Origin of the sequence: Caballeronia grimmiae (assembly GCF_000698555.1) — a bacterium.
In the GTDB taxonomy this organism is placed as follows: Bacteria; Pseudomonadota; Gammaproteobacteria; order Burkholderiales; family Burkholderiaceae; genus Caballeronia; species Caballeronia grimmiae.
Genome location: NZ_JFHE01000033.1, coordinates 1 through 20,220 on the forward strand (window position 1 = coordinate 1; position 20,220 = coordinate 20,220).

Annotated in this window: 9 protein-coding genes; all 9 read left to right on the top strand. The window is 63.6% G+C overall.

Going from position 1 to position 20,220, the window contains the following annotated elements; translation table 11 throughout:
- On the top strand, nucleotides 1–1,246 hold a 1,246-nt coding region (glgA, locus tag BG57_RS24000), incomplete at its 5' end, for a glycogen synthase GlgA (RefSeq protein WP_035968815.1).
- Between the two features lie 120 nt (nucleotides 1,247–1,366).
- Nucleotides 1,367–1,543, top strand: a complete 177-nt coding sequence (locus BG57_RS33115; protein WP_160174748.1) for a hypothetical protein — start codon at nucleotides 1,367–1,369, stop codon at nucleotides 1,541–1,543.
- Between the two features lie 64 nt (nucleotides 1,544–1,607).
- On the top strand, nucleotides 1,608–5,006 hold the full coding sequence (locus tag BG57_RS24010; RefSeq protein ID WP_035968818.1) for a maltotransferase domain-containing protein: 3,399 nt from the start codon (nucleotides 1,608–1,610) through the stop codon (nucleotides 5,004–5,006).
- Between the two features lie 69 nt (nucleotides 5,007–5,075).
- Nucleotides 5,076–8,468, top strand: a complete 3,393-nt coding sequence (gene treS, locus BG57_RS24015) for a maltose alpha-D-glucosyltransferase (protein WP_371875841.1) — start codon at nucleotides 5,076–5,078, stop codon at nucleotides 8,466–8,468.
- Nucleotides 8,461–10,689: a 1,4-alpha-glucan branching protein GlgB gene (glgB, locus tag BG57_RS24020; RefSeq protein WP_035968821.1), complete on the top strand. Its 2,229-nt coding sequence runs from the start codon at nucleotides 8,461–8,463 to the stop codon at nucleotides 10,687–10,689. Before treS ends, glgB begins: the two co-directional genes overlap by 8 nt.
- Nucleotides 10,690–10,835: 146 nt before the next feature.
- On the top strand, nucleotides 10,836–13,061 hold the full coding sequence (gene glgX, locus BG57_RS24025) for a glycogen debranching protein GlgX (RefSeq protein WP_035968822.1): 2,226 nt from the start codon (nucleotides 10,836–10,838) through the stop codon (nucleotides 13,059–13,061).
- Between the two features lie 82 nt (nucleotides 13,062–13,143).
- On the top strand, nucleotides 13,144–15,039 hold the full coding sequence (gene treZ / locus BG57_RS24030; RefSeq protein WP_035968823.1) for a malto-oligosyltrehalose trehalohydrolase: 1,896 nt from the start codon (nucleotides 13,144–13,146) through the stop codon (nucleotides 15,037–15,039).
- On the top strand, nucleotides 15,036–17,231 hold the full coding sequence (gene malQ, locus BG57_RS24035; protein ID WP_229753848.1) for a 4-alpha-glucanotransferase: 2,196 nt from the start codon (nucleotides 15,036–15,038) through the stop codon (nucleotides 17,229–17,231). Before treZ ends, malQ begins: the two co-directional genes overlap by 4 nt.
- Nucleotides 17,228–20,149 (top strand): malto-oligosyltrehalose synthase, encoded by a 2,922-nt coding sequence (gene treY, locus BG57_RS24040; protein ID WP_035968825.1) that lies wholly within the window; start codon nucleotides 17,228–17,230, stop codon nucleotides 20,147–20,149. The genes malQ and treY overlap by 4 nt, the downstream gene beginning before the upstream one ends.
- The last annotated feature ends 71 nt before the right edge of the window (nucleotides 20,150–20,220 follow it).

A 20,220-nucleotide genomic window follows, 5' to 3' on the forward strand; every position in this document is an offset into this window, starting at 1 on the left:
GCCGGACATCGTCCACGCGCACGACTGGCACAGCGGCCTGACGCCGCTCCTGATGAAGCACGCCGGCGTGCAGGCGAAGAGCGTCTTCACGATCCACAATCTGGCGTTCCAGGGCAACTACGCGCTGTCGCTCGGCCGCTCGCTCGGCGTGCCCGAGAAGTGGCTCGTGCATGCGTTGAGCGATCCGCAGAGCATCGAGTTCTACGGCGCACTGAGTCTGATGAAGGCGGGCATCGTTCATAGCGACCGCATCACGACCGTCAGCGAGACCTATGCGCGCGAGATTCTCACGCCGCGCTTCGGGCACCTGATGGAAGGCGTGCTGCAAAGCTGCGCGGACAAACTGTCGGGCGTTGTGAACGGCATCGATGAAGACGCGTGGAATCCCGCCATCGATCCACTGATCGAAAGGACTTATTCATTCGACGACATGCGCGGCAAGCACGCCTGCAAGCGCACGCTGCAGCGCATGTTCGGCCTGCCGGTCGACCCGTTCGCGCCGGTCATGGCGATCGGCAGCCGCATGACCGGTCAGAAACTCGCCGATGTCGTGCTTCAGGCGCTGCCGCGTCTGCTGGAGAAGCATCCGCGCCTGCAACTCGCGGTCATCGGGCAGGGCGAGGCGTACATCGAGAAGGGATTCCGCAAGCTCGCGCAGGAGTGGCCGGATCGCGTCGGCGTGCATATCGGCTATAGCGAGCGCCGCGCGCATGCGCTGCACGCGGGCGCGGACATTCTTCTGCACGGCAGCCGCTTCGAGCCGTGCGGCCTGACCCAGCTTTACGCGATGCGCTACGGCACGCTGCCGGTCGCGTCGCGCGTGGGCGGACTGGCCGATACCATCGTCGATGCCGACGAAGCCGACATCGCACCGCAGGAAACCGTGTATGTCCGCGACGGCACGCACGACGCGCCCATCGCGCTGCAAGCCTCGTCGCGTGCGCCGACGGGCTTTCTGTTCGACGGCGAAACGCCCGACGACGTCGTCACCGCGGCGGGCCGCGCACTCGATGCGTACATGCGTCCGCCCGTCTGGCGCGCGATGCAGCGCAACGCGATGTCGTGCGATTTCGGCTGGGGCGAGGCGGTATCGAAGATGATCGCGCTGTATTCCGGCCTCACCGGCCTGCGCCCGAGCCGTACGGCCGTGCGCCTGCGCCGTCTGCCTGTCCGGGCCGACGTGCAGACACCCCTTCCCGACCACGCGCACCGCAACGGCAAACCGCTCGTCGCGAAGAGCGCGTAGCGTTTTGACCCGCATGCGAACGGGGCGTCCCACATGCGCCCCGGCTTGCCGCATAGTATCGCTGTGACGACGCGCCGTTCGGGTACGCAAAAGGCGCGGCACGCAACGTGCTGTCAGGCGATGCAACGCCCGCTGGAAACCCATTGGACCGTGGCGGCAGCCGTGCCCGATCCATTTGCATCGCGAAACGCGACCCGGGCCTGCATCGTCGACGGCGCCGAGCTTTCGCATGGGGTCCGCGAAGCGCGCGATGCGCCGAAACGTGCGGACCGGCCCTTCAGCCAGTTTGACCCGTGAGCGTGATCGCGATTTCGTTGCCCGCATCCCCGCCACCGCAGGACGACTCTGGAAAAGACGAACGATGGAAAACCATCAAGCTCATCATGCGTACGCGCCTCGTATCTACTTCATCGATCCCCTTCTCGTCGGCCCTCTCGCCAACTGGCCTGCCCAGTTCGAGCACGCGGCCGCGCTGGGCTTCGATCACGTTCTGATCGGCTCGCCGTTCGTGCCCGGCAGCAACGGGCATCGTGAAGCGGTGGCGGATCATCATCGCCTGCATCCTGTCTTTGAATCGAACGCCAGTGCCGCCGACGGCCTGCGCGAACTCGCCGATGCCGCGAAAAAGCACGGCATCACGCTGCTGGTCGATATCGTGATCGATCGCGTGAGCGCGGAAGGCGGGCTCTATCAGGAGAACAAGCACTGGTTCAAGCCATTCGAAAGCGCCGATGCGCGGCTCGATCCGCGCCGCCCGCCGAGTCAGCGGGATGTCGCGCATGCGAACTTCAACGATGGCGAAGCCGCGCAGCAACTCACCGCGTGGTGGGCGCGCGAACTGAGCCTGATCGCCGATGCGGGCATCGGCGGCTTTCGCTTCGCTTCGCCGCAGGCCGTGCCTGCTCACGTGTGGCGCAGGCTCGGCGCGGCAGTGCGCGAAAAACATCCGGACACGCGCTGGCTCGCGTGGACCGTGGGCGTATCGCGCCATGATCTGCACGGCCTCGTCGATGCGGGCTTCGATGCCGTCTTCGCCTCGACGCGCTGGTGGGACTTCAAGAGCGCGTGGCTCGTCGATGAACACGCGGCGCTGTCGCGCATTGCGCCGCCGGTTACGTTTCCGGAAGAGCCCTACGGCTCGCGCCTGATCGCGGATCTGAGCGATACCAGCGACACCGCGCTCATCGAACGCGCCTATTGCCGCGCGCTCTTCACCGCCGCTGCGCTCGGCACGGGCATGCTCGTGCCGATGGGCTTCGAATATGGCGTCGGCTTGCCGATGTCGCAGCAATACGGCGTCGCCGCCGAATATCAGCGCGCGAAGAAAGAAGCGCGTTTCGATCTGTCCGCGCAGGTCAAGCGCGCGAACAAGTTGCAACGCGAAACCGCGACGCTTTCCGGCGTCGGCGAACTGCGCGCGCTGACCGGCGCGGGCACGCCGTACGCGGCGCTGATCCGCGCGGCGGGCGGCGACTTGCGGCATAGCGAATCGGCGGTGCTGATCGTCATCAATCCGGACCTCGTCGCACCCGTGCAGGTCGATACGCGCCATCTGCTCGAAGGCGTTCCCGGCAACTACACGCGCTTTGCGCCCCTCGACGATGCCGCCGCCAAGCCCGAACGCCTCGCGTCGCTCACGCTGAAAGCGGGCGAAGTGCGCCTGTTCCGCGCCGAAGCGGAGCCGTTCGTACTGCTCGCGCAGCCGCAAGTGAAGCGCGGCGCGAAGGCGGCCGACAAGAAATCGGTGGCCGAGGCGATTGCCGCCCCGCGCGTGTCGATCGAAAGCGTGACGCCATCGGTCGATCACGGGCGCTTTCCGGCGAAGCGCATCGTCGGCGAAGCGGTGGAGATTCAGGCCGCGATCTTCGCGGAAGGCCACGACAAGATCGCCGCCGCCGTGCAATGGCGCGCCGCCGACGAGACCGAATGGCACGAAACGCCGATGTCGCCCGTGCTGCCGCTCGGCCTCGACCTGTGGACCGCGCGCATTCCGCTCGAACGCGTGGGCCGCCATGAGTTCGTCGTGATGGCGTGGCGCGACGATTACGCGTCGCTCGTCGATCACATGCAGAAGAAGCTGAAAGCCGGGCAGACCGTCGAACTCGAGGTCGAGGAAGCGAAGCATCTGTTCGCGCTGATCCTCGCGGAAGTGAAGACAGTCGAAGACTCGGACAGCGCCCCGCTCGAGAAAATCGTCAAGGAATTCACGAAGGCCGACGACGCGCGCAAGCTCGAACTCGTGATTGCGCCGGCGACGGCGCAAGCGGTGGCTGCGGCGCGGCATCGGCCGTTCCTGTCGCGCGATCCGGTGGTGTATCGCATCGACTCGGAACGCGCCGCTGCACGATTCGCGAGCTGGTACGAAATCTTCCCGCGTTCGATGAGCGACGACGAGAACCGCCACGGCACCTTCATCGATGTGATCGGCAAGATGCCGCGCATCCGCGAGATGGGTTTCGACGTGCTGTATTTCCCGCCGATTCATCCGATCGGGATCGCGAATCGCAAGGGCAAGAACAACTCGCTGACGGCCGGGCCGGACGATGTCGGCAGCCCGTATGCCATCGGCGGCAAGGAAGGCGGCCATACCGCCGTGCATCCGGAACTCGGCAATCTCGACGACTTCAGGCGCATGCTCGATGCCGCGCACGAACATGGGCTGGAGATTGCGCTCGACTTCGCGGTGCAATGCTCGCCGGACCATCCGTGGCTCAAGGAGCATCCGACATGGTTCGCCTGGCGGCCCGACGGCACGCTGCGCTATGCGGAGAATCCGCCGAAGAAGTATCAGGACATCGTGAATCCGGACTTCTATGCGAAGGACGCCAAGCCCGATCTGTGGCTCGCGCTGCGCGACGTGTTCCTGCACTGGATCGCGGCGGGCGTGCGCATCTTCCGCGTCGATAACCCGCACACGAAGCCGTTTCCGTTCTGGGAATGGGTCATCGGCGATGTGCGCGCGCGTCATCCCGACGTGATGTTCCTCGCCGAAGCGTTCACCCGGCCGCGCGTGATGAATCGCCTGGCGAAGCTCGGCTTCTCGCAGTCGTACACGTACTTCACGTGGCGCGAGACGAAGCGCGACTTCATCGAGTACATGCACGACCTCACGCAGACCGACGCGAAGGATTACTTCCGCCCGAACTTCTTCGTGAATACGCCGGACATCAATCCGCGCTTCCTGCAAAGCTCGGGGCGTCCCGGCTTCGTGATCCGTGCGGCGCTGGCGGCGACGCTGTCGGGACTTTGGGGCGTGTATAGCGGGTTCGAATTGTGCGAGTCAGCCGCACTGCCCAACAGCGAGGAATATCTGGATTCCGAGAAGTATCAGTTGAAGGCGTGGGACTGGAACCGGCCGGGCAACATCGTTGGCGAAATCACGGCGCTGAACCGCATCCGCCGCGCGAATCCCGCGTTGCAGACGCATCTCGGCGTGAACTTCCTGCCCGCGCATAACGATCACATCCTCTTCTTCGAGAAGACGAACTCATCGGGCGATAACGTCGTGCTGGTCGCCATCAATCTCGATCCGTTCAACGAGCAGGGCGCGGATATCGAGCTGCCGTGGAAGACGCTGGAACGCTGGGGCGTGCACGAAGGCGACGCGATCGCGGTCGAGGATCAGGTGACGGGCGACCGTTTCGAATGGCGCGGGCGGCGGCAACACGTGCGGCTCAATCCCCATTCGCTGCCCTTCGCGATCTGGCGCATCTCGCCGGCCGGAGGTTTGCCGAAGCCTCGGCTCGCCGGGGAACAGTGAATGCGCGCACCGAACGACGGTGAACCGATAACAGGGCACATGGCCTACTAAGAGCACTTGGAGCAAACCGTGGATACAAGGGTGAAGCGCAATAAGAAGACATCGCTGCTGAGCGATGATCCGCTCTGGTACAAAGACGCAATCATTTATCAGGTTCACATCAAGTCGTTTTTCGATGCGAACAACGACGGCATCGGCGACTTCGCGGGCCTGCTCGCGAAGCTCGATTACATCGCGGAACTCGGCGTCGATGCGATCTGGCTGCTGCCGTTCTATCCCTCGCCGCGTCGCGACGATGGCTACGACATTGCCGACTATCGCAACGTGCATCCGGACTACGGCACGATCGCCGATGTCAAGCGCTTCATTCAGGAAGCGCATGCGCGCGGCATTCGCGTCATCACGGAACTGGTCATCAATCACACGTCGGACCAGCATCCGTGGTTTCAGCGCGCGCGGCGCGCCAAGCCGGGATCGAATCATCGCAACTACTACGTGTGGTCCGATACGGACAAGAAGTACGAAGAGACGCGCATCATCTTCATCGATTCGGAGCCTTCGAACTGGACGCACGATCCCGTTGCGGGCCAGTACTACTGGCATCGCTTCTATTCGCACCAGCCCGACCTTAACTTCGACAACCCTGCGGTCATCAAGGAAGTGCTCAGCGTGATGCGCTTCTGGCTCGACATGGGCATCGACGGTCTGCGGCTGGATGCGGTGCCGTATCTCGTCGAACGCGAAGGCACGAACAACGAGAATCTGCCGGAAACGCACGCCATCCTGAAGCAGATTCGCGCGACCATCGACGCCGAGTATCCGAACCGGATGCTGCTCGCGGAAGCAAACCAGTGGCCGGAAGACGTCAAGGAATACTTCGGCGACGAAGACGAATGCCACATGGCGTTCCACTTCCCGCTGATGCCGCGCATCTACATGTCGATTGCGAGCGAGGACCGCTTCCCGATCACGGACATCATGCGTCAGACGCCGGATCTCGCGGCCACGAATCAATGGGCGATCTTCCTGCGCAATCACGATGAACTCACGCTCGAGATGGTGACGGACTCCGAGCGCGACTATTTGTGGAACACGTATGCCGCCGATCGCCGCGCGCGGCTGAACCTGGGCATTCGCCGGCGTCTCGCGCCGCTGATGGAGCGCGACCGGCGGCGCATCGAACTCATCAACTCGCTGCTGCTGTCGATGCCCGGCACGCCCGTCATCTATTACGGCGACGAACTCGGCATGGGCGACAACATCCACCTCGGCGATCGCGATGGCGTGCGCACGCCGATGCAATGGTCGTCCGACCGCAATGGCGGCTTCTCGCGTGCCGACCCCGAGCAACTCGTGCTGCCGCCGGTGATGGGCTCGCTCTATGGCTATGACGCGGTCAACGTCGAATCGCAAAGCCGCGATCCGCATTCGCTGCTGAACTGGACGCGCAAGATGCTCGCGGTGCGCCGCTCGAAGCATGCATTCGGGCGCGGCTCGATCCGCTTCCTGAAGCCGAGCAACCGCAAGATTCTCGCGTATTTGCGCGAACTGGAAGGCGAGCCGCCGGTGCTGTGCGTCGCGAACCTCTCGCGTGCGCCGCAAGCGGTGGAACTCGATCTGTCGGAATTCGCGGGCTCGGTGCCGCTCGAAATGACGGCGGATTCGCCGTTCCCCGCCATCGGCCAACTAACGTATCTGCTGACCTTCCCGCCCTATGGCTTTTTGTGGTTCCAGCTCTGCCCCGGCAACATGCGGCCCGCATGGTCGCAGGCGCCGTCAGAGCAATTGCCGGAGTTCGTAACAATGGTCATTCGCGCGGGACAAACGGGACCGACGCCGGAGAACGTGCGTCTTCTGGAATCCGAAGTATTGCCGAGCTATCTCAGCAAGCGCCGCTGGTTCGCGTCGAAGGACCAGAAGCTGCATGCAGTGCGCCTCGCCGCGCTGACGACGATCGAAGGCGCAGGCTTCGCCTTCACCGAGATCGAAGCGGACGTCGGCAAGCACACCGAGCGTTACGTGCTGCCGCTTTCGATTGCGTGGGGCACGGAAACGACTTCGCCGCTCTACATGCAGCTTGCGCTCGCTCGCGTGCGCAGGGGCCGTACGATCGGCCATATCACCGATGCGTTCGCGGTGCCGCAGTTCACCTACGGCATCTTGCGCAAGCTCAAGCAACGCGCCGTGGTGCCGACCGTGCAGAAGAGCGAGATTCGCTTCATTCCGACGGAGCGCTTCGACGAGCTCGACATGAATCCGGCATCGCCGCCGGAAATCCGCTGGCTTGCGGCCGAGCAAAGCAACAGCTCGCTCGTGATCGGCGACAAGATCGTGCTGAAGCTCGTGCGGCGCGTGGTCGGCGGCATTCATCCGGAAGCGGAGATGAGCCGCTATCTGACGAAGCTCGGCTATGCGAACACCGGCCCGCTGTATGGCGAAGTGGTGCGCGTCGATCCGCAGGGCGTGCCGCATACGCTCGTGATCCTGCAGGGCTTCGTCGACAATCAGGGCGATGCGTGGAACTACGCGCTCGATTATCTGCGCCGTGTCGTCGATGAACTCGCGGTCACCGGCGAAACCGACGACGCCAAGCCCGACCAGGCCGTGCAGGCAGGCGGCTTCGAAGGCTACGGCAACATCGCGGGCATCATCGGCAAGCGGCTCGGCGAACTGCACGTCGCACTCGCCACGCCGACCGATGACGAAGCGTTCTCGCCGCGCCGTGCTACGGCCAAGGACGTGAAGGGCTGGGTGGACGGCACGCTGCAACTGCTCACGAGCGCGCTCGACATCCTCGAGCAGAAGGCGGCGAGCTTCAACGAGCACGATCGGGGGCTCGCGCAAAGCCTGCTTGATCGTCGCGAGATGCTGATCAACGCCGTGAAGAAGCTCGTTCCTTCGGATGCCGATGCACTTTGCACGCGCATCCACGGCGACTTCCATCTGGGTCAGGTGCTGATGGCGCAAGGCGATGCGTATCTGATCGACTTCGAAGGCGAGCCCGCGCGCACGCTCGAGGAGCGCCGCCGCAAAACGAGTCCGCTGCGCGACGTCGCCGGCCTGCTGCGTTCGCTGTCGTACGCGAGCGCCGCGGCGCAACCGACGACCGAAAACGCGCCTGCACAGACGGCCGATCGCAAGCGCGCGCTGTTCGAAAGGATGCGCGCGTTCGCCGAAGAGAAGTTCCTGCGGCAGTACCGGCAGGCTATCGAGACATCGCCCGAGACGATTGCGGATCAGCGCGTCTTCTCGGCCCTGCTCGATCTCTTCCTCATCGAGAAAGCCGCTTACGAGATCCGTTACGAAGCCGCGAACCGGCCGACGTGGATCGGCCTGCCGCTGCGCGGTCTCGCATCGCTTGCGAGCCGGCTGCTCGGCGACACCGGCGCGCCGCCCGCGCCCGGCACGCGTCACGTGACCGACGCCACCAAGGACAATCCGGATGGAACCCACCATGAATAACCGTAGCGACGCGGGATCGGACACGCGTAACCCGGCGCATGGCCTCAATCCGCTCGACATCGATGCGCTCGTGGAAGCGCGGCACCCCGATCCGTTCTCGATGCTCGGCCTGCATCAAACCGAGCACGGCTATGTCGTGCGCGCGTTCCTGCCGAATGCGTCCGGTGTAAGTGTCGTCGATGCATCGAACGGCGAGCCGTTGGGCCAGCTCACGCGCATCCACGATGCGGGGCTTTTCGCGGGCTATGTCGAACGTCCCGCTACGTATCGGCTGGTGATCGACTGGCACGGCACGCCGCAGGAAACGTACGACACCTACTCCTTCGGCCCCGTGCTGTCCGATGAGTGGCTCGATCGCCTGTCGCGCGCCGATCCCTATGCGGTGCTCGAATGTCTCGGCTCGCGGCCGATCACGCATGGCGGCGTGGCGGGCGTGCGCTTCGCGGTGTGGGCGCCGAATGCGCGGCGCGTGTCGGTGGTCGGCGACTTCAACACGTGGGATGGCCGTCGTCATCCGATGCGTCTGCGCCATAACGCCGGCGTGTGGGAGTTGTTCATCCCGGGCATCGGCGCGGGCACGCGCTACAAGTACGAGATCGTCACGCGCGAAGGCCATACGCTGCCGCTGAAGGCCGATCCCTGCTCGATGCAGAGCGAGAAGCCGCCATCGACGGCATCGGTGGTGGCGGATGCCGACGCCATCGATCATTACGCATGGACCGACGATGAATGGATGAACACGCGCGGCGCGAAGCAGACCCCGCAAGCGCCGATCGCCATTTACGAAGCGCACGCGGAGTCATGGCTACGCGTGCCGGAGGAAGGCAATCGCGGCATGAATTGGCACGAGCTTGCCGAGCGTCTGATTCCGTATGTGAAGACGATGGGCTTCACGCATATCGAGTTCATGCCGGTGGCGGAGCATCCGTTCGGCGGCTCGTGGGGTTATCAGCCGCTCGGGCAATTCGCGCCTTCTGCGCGCTTCGGCACGCCGGAGCAATTCGCGGAGTTCGTGAATCGCGCGCATGAGGCGGGGATCGGCGTAATTATCGACTGGGTGCCCGCGCATTTTCCGAACGATGCGCATGGCCTCGTGGAATTCGACGGCACGCCGCTTTACGAGCATGCCGACCCGCGCGAGGGCTATCACCAGGACTGGAACACGATGATCTACAACCTCGGCCGCAACGAGGTGAGCGCGTTCCTGATCGCATCGGGGCTGGCGTGGCTGAAGCGCTATCACGTCGATGGCTTGCGTGTCGATGCAGTGGCGTCGATGCTGTATCGCGACTATTCGCGCAAGGCGGGCGAGTGGGTGCCGAACATCTATGGCGGCAGAGAGAATCTGGAGTCGATTGCATTCCTGAAGCGCTTGAATCAGGAAGTGCGGCACATTCCGGGCGCGATCACGATTGCGGAAGAGTCGACGGCATGGCCCGGCGTGACGGCGAGCGTGGAGAGCGGCGGACTGGGTTTCGACTTCAAGTGGAACATGGGGTGGATGCACGACACGTTGCATTACATGCAGGAAGACCCGGTGTATCGGCAGTATCACCATCACCTTTTCACGTTCGGCATGGTGTATGCCTATTCCGAGCGATTCGTGCTGCCGCTTTCGCACGATGAAGTGGTGCATGGGAAGGGATCGCTGATCGGAAAGATGCCCGGGGACCGGTGGCAGAAGTTCGCTAATTTGCGGGCTTATTTGAGCTTCATGTGGACGCATCCGGGGAAGAAGCTGCTGTTCATGGGCGGTGAGTTCGGGCAGGTGGCGGAATTCAATCACGATGCATCGCCGCATTGGCATTTGCTCGATGATCCGTTCCACGGCGGGTTGCAGAAACTCGTGCGCGATTTGAATATGCTCTATGTGGGCGAGCCTGCGTTGCACAAGCTCGATAGCGATCCGCGGGGGTTCGAGTGGATTGTCGGCGATGACAACGCCAATAGTGTGTTTGCTTATCGGCGGACGGATGCCGAGGGGCGCGAGCTGGTCGTGGTTTGCAACATGACGCCGGTGCCTCGGGAGGGATATCGCGTTGGGCTGCCTCGCGGCGGGCGGTGGAGTGAAGTGCTCAATTCGGATGCTTCCGTCTATGGTGGGTCGAATACCGGGAACGGGGGGGTTATTCATGCCGATGACATGTTCAGTCATGGGCGGCAGCAGTCTGCTGCACTGACTTTGCCTCCTTTGGCTACTATTGTTTTGCGGGCTGATTGAGTTTTTATGGGCTTAGTAATTTCGTGTCGGTCTATTAGGTCGCTCCGGGGAGGGGCGAGCCAATAGGTCGACACGAATACAAGTTCAACGTCCCGAGAAGGCCGACCCCCAAGCGCCGCCAAGCGCATCAGAAAAAATAGCAAACCATGCCCAACGCACTCCCCGATAAGTTACTCCCGGGCGCCCCCTACCCGCTCGGAGCCAACTGGGACGGACTCGGCGTCAACTTCGCGGTATTCAGTTCGAATGCTCACCGCATCGAGGTGTGTCTATTTGACAGCACCGGCCGCAAGGAGTTGATGCGCTTCGACCTGCCCGAATGCACCGACGAAGTCTGGCACGGCTATCTGCCCGGCGCACATCCCGGCACCGTCTACGGATTCCGCGCCCACGGTCCCTATCAGCCGCAGCAAGGGCATCGCTTCAATCCGCACAAGCTCTTGCTCGATCCCTACGCGAAGAAACTCGTCGGCCCCTGGCGATGGTCCGACGCCCTCTTCGGCTATCGCGTGCATTCGAATCGCCTCGACATGTCGATGGACCGGCGCGACTCCGCGCCCGCCATGCCCAAATGCATCGTCACCGACGACGCCTTCGACTGGTCCCGCGACGTGCGCCCCGATACGCCGTGGGGCGAAACCATCATCTACGAAACGCACGTGCGCGGTGCATCCATGAAGCGCAACGATATCCGCCAGCACGAACGCGGTTCGTTCGCGGCACTGTCATCGCCGTGGTTCATCGAGCACTTGCAAAAGCTTGGCATCACGGCCGTCGAATTTCTGCCCGTGCATGCGTTTCTCAACGACCGCTTTCTCGTCGAACGCGGACTGCGCAATTACTGGGGCTACAACACCGCCGCCTTCTTCGCGCCCGAGCCGTCGTATCTGTCGACGCATCGGCTCAACGAAATGCGCATCGCCGTGCGCCAGTTGCACGCGGCAGGCATCGAAGTCATTCTCGATGTCGTCTACAACCACACTTGCGAAGGCAGCGAACTCGGGCCGACGGTCTCATGGCGCGGGCTCGACAACGCCAGCTACTATCGCCTCGTTCCCGGCGACGAACGGCACTACATCAACGATACAGGCTGCGGAAACACGGTCAATCTCTCGCATCCGCGCGTGCTGCAAATGGTGATGGACTCGCTGCGCTACTGGTCCACCGCGTTCAACATCGACGGCTTCCGTTTCGATCTCGGCGTCACCCTCGGGCGCGAAGGCCACGGCTTCGATCCCGGCTCCGGCTTCTTCGATGCAATCCGGCAAGATCCCATTCTCTCGACGCGCAAGCTCATATCGGAGCCGTGGGATATCGGTCCCGATGGCTATCAGGTCGGCAATCATCCACCCGGTTTCGCCGAATGGAACGACAAGTTCCGCGACGGCGTGCGGCGCTTCTGGCGCGGCGATGCAGGCACGCGCCCCGATCTCGCGGCGCGTCTGACCGGCTCGGCTGAACTGTTCAATCGCCGCTTCAGAAAGCCGTGGGCATCCGTGAACTTCGTCGCTTCGCATGACGGCTTCACACTCGCCGATGTCACCGCGTACACGCAGAAGCACAACGAAGCAAATCAGGAAGGCAATAACGACGGCCACAACGAGAATTGCAGCGCGAACTGGGGCGTGGAAGGTCCGACCGACGATCCCGCGATTCTCGATATCCGCGGACGCGTTGCCCGCTCGATGCTCGCGACGACGCTGCTGTCGCTCGGCACGCCGATGATGCTCGGCGGCGACGAATTCCTTCGCACGCAGCACGGCAACAACAACGCGTATTGCCAGGACAACGAGATCTCGTGGATGGACTGGGACGCCGCTCGTAGCCCGCGCGGCGTCGAAATGACGGAGTTCGTCGCGCGCGTGATCGCGCTGCGCAAAAAGTACCCGGTGCTGCGCGAGACGCGTTTTCTCTATGGCGATCGCGAAGTGCTGCCCGGCCTCTACGACGTGAGCTGGTTCGACGAACGCGGCAACGCGCTTGCGATAGAAGCATGGCAAGACCCGGAAGGACGGGCTCTGGTCCTGCGTCGCGCGGGGCCGGGACTCACGGGCGAAATCGATGTCGTCCTGCTCATGATCAACGGCTCCGCGCAGCCGCTCACGTTCGCACCGCCCGCGCCGCACTTGGAATGGAACGTGCTCCTGGATAGCGCGGAGCCCGACGCTGTCGAGAGACCGCTCGTCGGGAGCGAACTGGAACTGGCCGCGCACAGCATCGTCGTGCTGCTCGCGCAGCCGGCCGGCGAAGCGGACTGGCAAGCCGTATGGATGGCGGGCGCCCATCAAGGCCCGCGTCTTCTGACCGCCCTGCCGCCGGACCCCGGAACGCTGCCATCGCATCAGACGCCGGAGACCGATTCGACGTCCTAGCGAAGCATCGCGTCATGCATCGAGGCTCGCGCGGCAGGCATCACATCAAAGTGGCAATGCGTTAGCAACCAGGCACGAAATCATGTCCGAACGTCCGATCGATCCTCACAAGCACCAACACGCGCATTGCCTTCCCTTCGGCGCGCATCTCACGGGCCCGGAGCGCGAGCATCCGCGCACGCGCTTTCGCTTTTGGGCACCGTCGCGCGACCACGTGCAAGTGGAGCTTCAGCGTCCCGGCAGCGCGACGCCCGATGTCATCGACATGCAAGCGACCGGCGACGGCTGGTTCGAAGCGGAAGCCGATGCCGGCGCGGGCACGTTGTATCGCTATCGCCTCGACGAAAACCTCGCGGTGCCCGATCCCGCATCGCGCTTTCAGCCGCAGGACGTGAATGGGCCGAGCGAGGTCGTCGATCCGCGCGCCTATCGCTGGACCAACACGGACTGGCACGGCCGTCCGTGGGAAGAGACCGTGCTCTATGAACTGCACGTCGGCGCAATGGGCGGCTACGCGGGCGTCACCGCGCGCCTGCCGGAACTCGCGCAACTGGGCATCACGGCCATCGAACTGATGCCGCTGAATGACTTCTCCGGCACGCGCAACTGGGGCTATGACGGCGTGCTGCCCTATGCACCCGATTCGACCTATGGCCGCCCCGAAGAACTTAAGCAACTCATCGACACCGCGCATGGCCTCGGCCTCATGGTGTTTCTCGATGTCGTCTATAACCACTTCGGCCCGGACGGCAATTATCTGCACGCCTATGCGAAGACCTTCTTCCGCGAAGGCGTCGATACGCCATGGGGTCCGGCGATCGACTTCGAACGTCCGCAAGTGCGTGACTTCTTCTTCGACAACGCGCTCTACTGGCTCAACGAGTATCGCTTCGATGGTCTGCGCCTCGATGCAGTGCACGCGATCAACGACGACGAATGGCTGCGAGAACTCGCGGACCGCGTGCGCAGTTCCGTCGAAGATCAACGTCATGTACATCTCGTGCTAGAGAACGAACACAACACGGCGAATCTGCTGGAGACGCACTTCAACGCGCAATGGAGCGACGACGCGCACAACACGCTGCATGTGCTCCTGACCGGCGAGAGCGAAAGCTATTACGGCGCGTATTCGGAGCAGCCCATCGAGAAGCTCGCGCGTGTGCTGTCGGAAGGCTTCGTGTATCAGGGCGATCCGTCGCCGATTCACGACGGCGCGCCGCGCGGCGAAAAGAGCGCCCACCTGCCGCCGACCGCTTTCGTGATGTTTTTGCAGAATCACGATCAGGTCGGCAATCGCGCGATGGGCGAACGTCTGCGCTCGCTCACCGACGATCAGTCGCTCTTTGCCGCGACCGGACTTTTGCTGCTTTCCCCGCAAATACCGATGATTTTCATGGAGGAGCAATACGGCTCCAAGCAGCCGTTCCTGTTCTTCACCGACTATCACGACGAACTCGCCGATGCGGTCCGCGAAGGCCGCCGCCGCGAGTTCGCAAAGTTCTCCGCATTCGCCGACGAAAAGCGCCGCGCGCAGATTCCCGATCCGAACGACAAGCGCACGTTCGAGATGTCGTCGCCCAGTGTGGCGAACAAGAGCGATGAACTCGACAGGCTCGACTGGCTGCACTTCTATCGCTCCGCGCTGACGGTGCGCGCGAAGCTCGTCACGCCGCGTCTGAAAGGCGCGAAGGCGCTGGGCGCGACGGTGCTCGGCGAGAAGGCGGTCGTCGCGCGATGGAAGCTCGGCGACGGCGAAACGCTGACCATTGCGCTCAATCTCGCCGATGCGCCCGTCGCGCTGACCGATGCGCCGCAAGGCAAGGTCGTCTTCGAAACGCCCGCCCGTGCGCAGGATCGCGCGAGCGAAGGCGAACTGAGCGCGCGCACGTTCGTCGCATGGATCACCGGCGAAGTGAATGAATACGCGATCGCGCACGATGCGCGTCATCTGGAACCGATCGAAGGACAACGCACGTGAACGTGAACCAGCAAAAGGATGCGCGTCCACGCTCGGCGCTCGAAACGCTCGCGGAACGCGCGGGATTCGAAGTCGAATGGCAGGACGCGCACAAGACCACCCAACGTGTGCCCGAGAATACGTTGCGCATCCTGCTCGAGAAGCTCGGCCTGCCATGCGGCAACGCCACGCAGATCAAGCAGAGCATGGCCGCCGTCGATGCCGAAGCGAGCGGACGCAAGCTGCCGCCGCTCATCACGGCCGAAGTGGATCGCGGCATTGCGCTGCCGGTGTCGGTGGCGAAGTCGGGCGCGCGCTATCGCGTCGAGCTCGAAAGCGGCGAAATCATCGACGGGCGTTTTACATCGCCCAAAGGCGAAACTGCGTTGCTTGCGCCGATTGCGGAGCCGGGCTATCACACGCTCGTCATCAACGACCATCGCACTACGCTGGCCGTTGCCCCGGCACGCTGCTATACGATCGACGATGCCTGGCGCTCGCTCAACGAAGACGCGCAAGAAGCGCCGCCGCTCTTTGGCATCGCGGCGCAGGTGTATGGCTTGCGCCGCACCGGCGACGGCGGCATCGGCGATTTCACGGCGCTCGCATCGCTTGCGACGAAGGCGGCGAAGCACGGCAGTCACGCGCTCGCCATCAGTCCGATGCACGCGATGTTCAGCGCGGAGCCGAACAAGTACAGCCCGTATTCGCCGTCGTCGCGGCTCTTTTTCAACATCGCGCACATCGACCCGGCTGCGGTACTTGGTGCGCCCGCTGCGCGCGCCGCGATCGAAAAAGCAGGCGTCGCCGATGAACTCGCCGAACTGGAACGCTTGCCGCTGATCGACTGGCCCCGTGCGATGAAAGCGCGGATTGCAGTGTTGCGCGCGCTCTTCGATGCGTTCTCGCAAGATAGCGACTCGGCATTCGCGAAGGACTTTGCGTCGTTCGTGAAAGAAGGCGGACGCCCGCTCGAAGACCACGCGCGATTCGAAGCCCTGCAAGCCGAACAGATCGCGCAGAACGGCGAAGGCCACTGGCGCAACTGGCCCGAAGCTTTGCGCGATCCGCGCAGCGATGCGGTCGCCGCGTTTGCGGAAGCGAACCGGCGCGAAGTGGACTTCTTTCTCTTCACGCAATGGCTCGCGGCCAAAGGTCTGATGCATGCCCAGCACGCGGCGCGCGATGCGGGCATGGCTGTCGGTCTCGTCGCGGACCTGGCCGTCGGATGCGATAGCGCGGGCAGTCACGCATGGTCGTATCGCGATGAGATGCTCACGGGCGTGTCCGTCGGCGCGCCGCCCGATCTCTTCAATCAGGCGGGGCAATCATGGGGTCTCACGACGTTTTCGCCTCGCGCGATGCGCATGCAGGGCTTCTCGGCGTTCATCGACATGTTGCGCTGCTCGTTCGCGCAAGCCGGCGGCATTCGCATCGATCATATCCTCGGTTTGCGGCGGCTCTGGCTCGTGCCTGAAGGCGAAAGCGCGAAGGATGGTGCGTATCTGCGTTATCCGATCGACGACCTGTTGCGGCTGATTGCGCTGGAATCGTGGCGGCATCGCGCGATCGTCGTCGGTGAAGACCTCGGCACGGTGCCGCCCGGCTTCAGCGAGCGACTGCAGGAGCACGGCTTGCTAGGTATTCGTGTGCTGTGGTTCGAACGTGCTGAGGAGGGCGAAGGATTCAAGCCACCTCGCGAATGGAGCAACGGCGTGACGGCAACCACGACGACGCACGACCTGCCCACCGTCACCGGATGGTGGCGCGGCGAGGATATCGAATGGCGCTCGAAGATCGGCCAGACGATGGCGCGCGACGATGGCCGCGATCCCGTCGAAGTCGCGATGGAAGAGCGCGGTGAAGATCGCGCGCATCTGTGGCGCGCGTTTCAGGAGGCGGGCGTCGCGCCTGCGAATGTAGAAGCGCCGCCGGTCGATAACGCGCCCGTGGATGAAGCGCTTGCCTTCGTCGGCATGACGCCTGCCCCGCTCGTCACGTATCCGCTCGAAGATTTGCTCGGCCTCGCGGAGCAGCCGAATTTGCCCGGCTCGATCGACGAGCACCCGAACTGGCGGCGCCGTCTTACGCTGCCGGTCGATGAACTGTTTCTCGACGATGCCTTTTGTGATCGCCTTCTCGCCGTGGATTCAGCCCGCAAGCGCGCCTTTCACCCCGATAACTCAGATACCCCAAAGCCCGAATCGCCATGACCGTACCGCGCTCCACGCTAAGGCTCCAGCTTCACAAGGACTTCACGTTCGACGACGCCGCCGCGCAAGTGGACTATTTCGCGTCGCTCGGCGTGAGCCATGCGTATGCATCGCCGATCACGACTGCAACATCCGGCTCCACGCACGGCTATGACACCGTGGACTACACGAAGGTCAATCCCGAGCTTGGCGGCGAAGAAGGCTTGCGCCGCTTCGTCGAAAAGCTCCGCGCGCACGACATGGGTCTGATCGTCGATGTCGTGCCCAATCACATGGGCGTCGGCGGGTCGGAGAACGCGTGGTGGCAGGATATCCTCGAATGGGGACGGCATGCGGCGCACGCGCGTTTCTTCGATGTCGACTGGCATTCGCCCGATCCCGCACTGCGCGGCAAGGTGCTCGCGCCGTTTCTCGGCGCGGCGTACGGCGAAGAGTTGCAGGGCGGCAAGATCAAGCTTGCGTATCGCGCGGACGAGGGGCGCTTCGTCATTGAGTATTACTCGCATGTGTTCCCTGTCTGCCCGGTCGACTACCCTTCCGTGCTCCAGGAAGCGCCCGAGCTTGCGCAGCGTTTCAGCGGCCTGACGACGCAGCCCGCCGATCAGCCGCGCGCCGCCGAAGCGCGCACCGCGCTCGTGACCATCGCGCAGACCGAAGGCGGGCAGGCCGCGATTGCCGCCGTGCTCGCGGCGCATTCGTCCGAGACGCAAGCGGGACGCGAGCGTTTGCATCGACTGCTCGAACGGCAGCACTACCGGCTTGCGTGGTGGCGCACCGCGGCGGACGAAGTGAACTGGCGGCGCTTCTTCGATGTGAGCACGCTCGGCGGCGTGCGCGTGGAGCGGCCTGAAGTGTTCGAGGCATCGCATGCGCTCATTTTCCGGCTCTTTACTGAGGGGCTGATCGATGGAGTTCGCATCGATCACGTCGATGGCCTCGCGGAGCCGCGCGAGTATTGTCAGCGTTTGCGTGCGCGGCTCGAAGAGCTATCCGCTGAACGTCCGGAGGCGTTGCGCCACGGCAGTAGCCGCACTTATTTCGTAGTCGAGAAGATCCTGGCGCGCGGTGAGCCGCTTCGCCGCGACTGGGAAGTGGATGGCACGACCGGTTACGACTTCATGAACGATGTCGGCGCGTTGCTGCACGATCCGGCGGGCGCGGAGCCGCTCGCGGCGTTGTGGGCCGAGATCACCGGCAAGAGCAGCGAGTTCGCCGACGAAGCGTTGATCGCACGACGCAAGATATTGGCGGAGAATCTCGCGGCGGAACTGGATCGCGTGACGCGTGCGTTGCATCGTATTGCGCGTGATGCGCAGAGCACGCGCGATTTCACGTTCACGTCGATTCGTCGCGTCGTCGCGGAACTGGTCGTGCATTTTCCGGTGTATCGAATCTATCCGGTTGGCGGCGTGCGCAGTGCCGAAGACGAGCGTTATTTCTCGCAGGCGCTCGAGAAGGCGCGTGCATCGCTCGCTCGCGCGGATCACGTCATCCTCGATCAGGTCGCGCAATGGCTCGGCGGCAAGTTGCCGGAAGAGACGGCGGCGGCTGATCGCAACGAAAGGAACGATCGTCAGCGGGAGCGTGCTGTTGAGCGTGGCCGCGATCGCGATCGCAATCAGGCGCAGGCGGGACCCAATCCGCAGGCTTCGACTGGCTCGCAACGGCGCGCGGCGCAGACTTTGTTCTCGCAACTGACGTCGCCGGTCGCGGCGAAGGCGGTCGAGGATACGGCGTGTTATCGCTATGGCCGGCTCATCTCACGCAACGAAGTGGGTGCCGATCCGGGCGAGTTCGCGTTGTCGGTCGAGGAGTTTCACAAAGGCAATAGCGAGCGTCTCGCCGACTTTCCGCATGCGATGCTTTGCACCGCGACGCACGATCACAAGCGCGGCGAGGACGTTCGCGCGCGCATTGCCGCATTGAGCGAGATTCCCGATGAATGGGCCGCGACGCTCAAGGCATGGTCGACTTTGAACACGCCGTTGCGGCGCGGGGCGGGCGATGGTCACGACTGGGCGCCCGGCCCGGCTGCCGAAGCGATGCTCTATCAAACGCTCGTGGGCTGCTGGCCGCTCACCCTCGCCCCGGATGACGAAGCCGGCGTTCAGGAACTGGCCGAGCGCGTGGCGCAGTGGCAGTTGAAGGCTTTGCGCGAGGGCAAGCTGCGCACGAGCTGGTTCGCGCCGGACGAGGCGTATGAGCAGGCGTGCCGTGACTTCCTGTTCGATATCGTTTCGCCGCAGCGGCGTAATGGCTTCTTGCAGGAGTTGTCGTCGTTCGTTGCGCGGATCGGGCCGGTCGGTGCGATCGACAGTTTTCAGCAGACGCTGCTGCGTCTTACCGCGCCTGGCGTGCCGGATCTTTATCAGGGCACGGAGCTGTGGGACTTCAGTCTGGTAGATCCAGATAATCGCCGGCCGGTGGATTATGCGTTGCGTCGCCGGTGGCTCGAAGAGATCGACGAGAAGGGACCGCCTTCGGAGCAAATGTCTAATTGGCGCGATGGCCGCGTGAAGCTCGGACTCGTGCGGCGGGCGCTTGCTTTGCGCAAGCATTGCGAATCGCTGTTTGCGCAAGGGGAATATTTGCCTCTGACCGTGCAGGGGGAACATGCGAAGCATGTGATCGCTTATGCGCGGCATGCTGGCAGTGCTTATGCGGTCGTTATCGCTACGAGGCTTTCTGCGTCGTTGCTTGGCGATCAGCGTGATGTGCCGCTCGTTGAACCTTCGGTTTGGGGCGATACGTACGTCGTGCTGCCGGAGGCGCTTCACTCGCGGGCGTTGTTCGACTGGCTCAGTCCTAATGCGCCCAAGGGCGATGGCGAGCGGCTTTTCTTGCGCGATGCGTTGGGGGCTATGCCAGTGGCGTTGCTCGTGGAGGAAGGGGTGCCGGGGTGCGGAGCGTGTGAATAGTTCGGTATTGGCCGGGTTGGTCGCTCCTTTCCCGGGGCGGGGGTTGTTGTTTGCTGACTTGAGTCGACGCC

Bases quoted from the DNA above. Each gene is read 5' to 3' on its own strand.
- BG57_RS33115 (WP_160174748.1), top strand. From the start codon at position 1,367: ATGCAACGCCCGCTGGAAACCCATTGGACCGTGGCGGCAGCCGTGCCC.
- BG57_RS24010 (WP_035968818.1), top strand. From the start codon at position 1,608: ATGGAAAACCATCAAGCTCATCATGCGTACGCGCCTCGTATCTACTTC.
- glgB (WP_035968821.1), top strand. From the start codon at position 8,461: ATGAATAACCGTAGCGACGCGGGATCGGACACGCGTAACCCGGCGCAT.
- glgX (WP_035968822.1), top strand. From the start codon at position 10,836: ATGCCCAACGCACTCCCCGATAAGTTACTCCCGGGCGCCCCCTACCCG.
- treZ (WP_035968823.1), top strand. From the start codon at position 13,144: ATGTCCGAACGTCCGATCGATCCTCACAAGCACCAACACGCGCATTGC.
- treY (WP_035968825.1), top strand. From the start codon at position 17,228: ATGACCGTACCGCGCTCCACGCTAAGGCTCCAGCTTCACAAGGACTTC.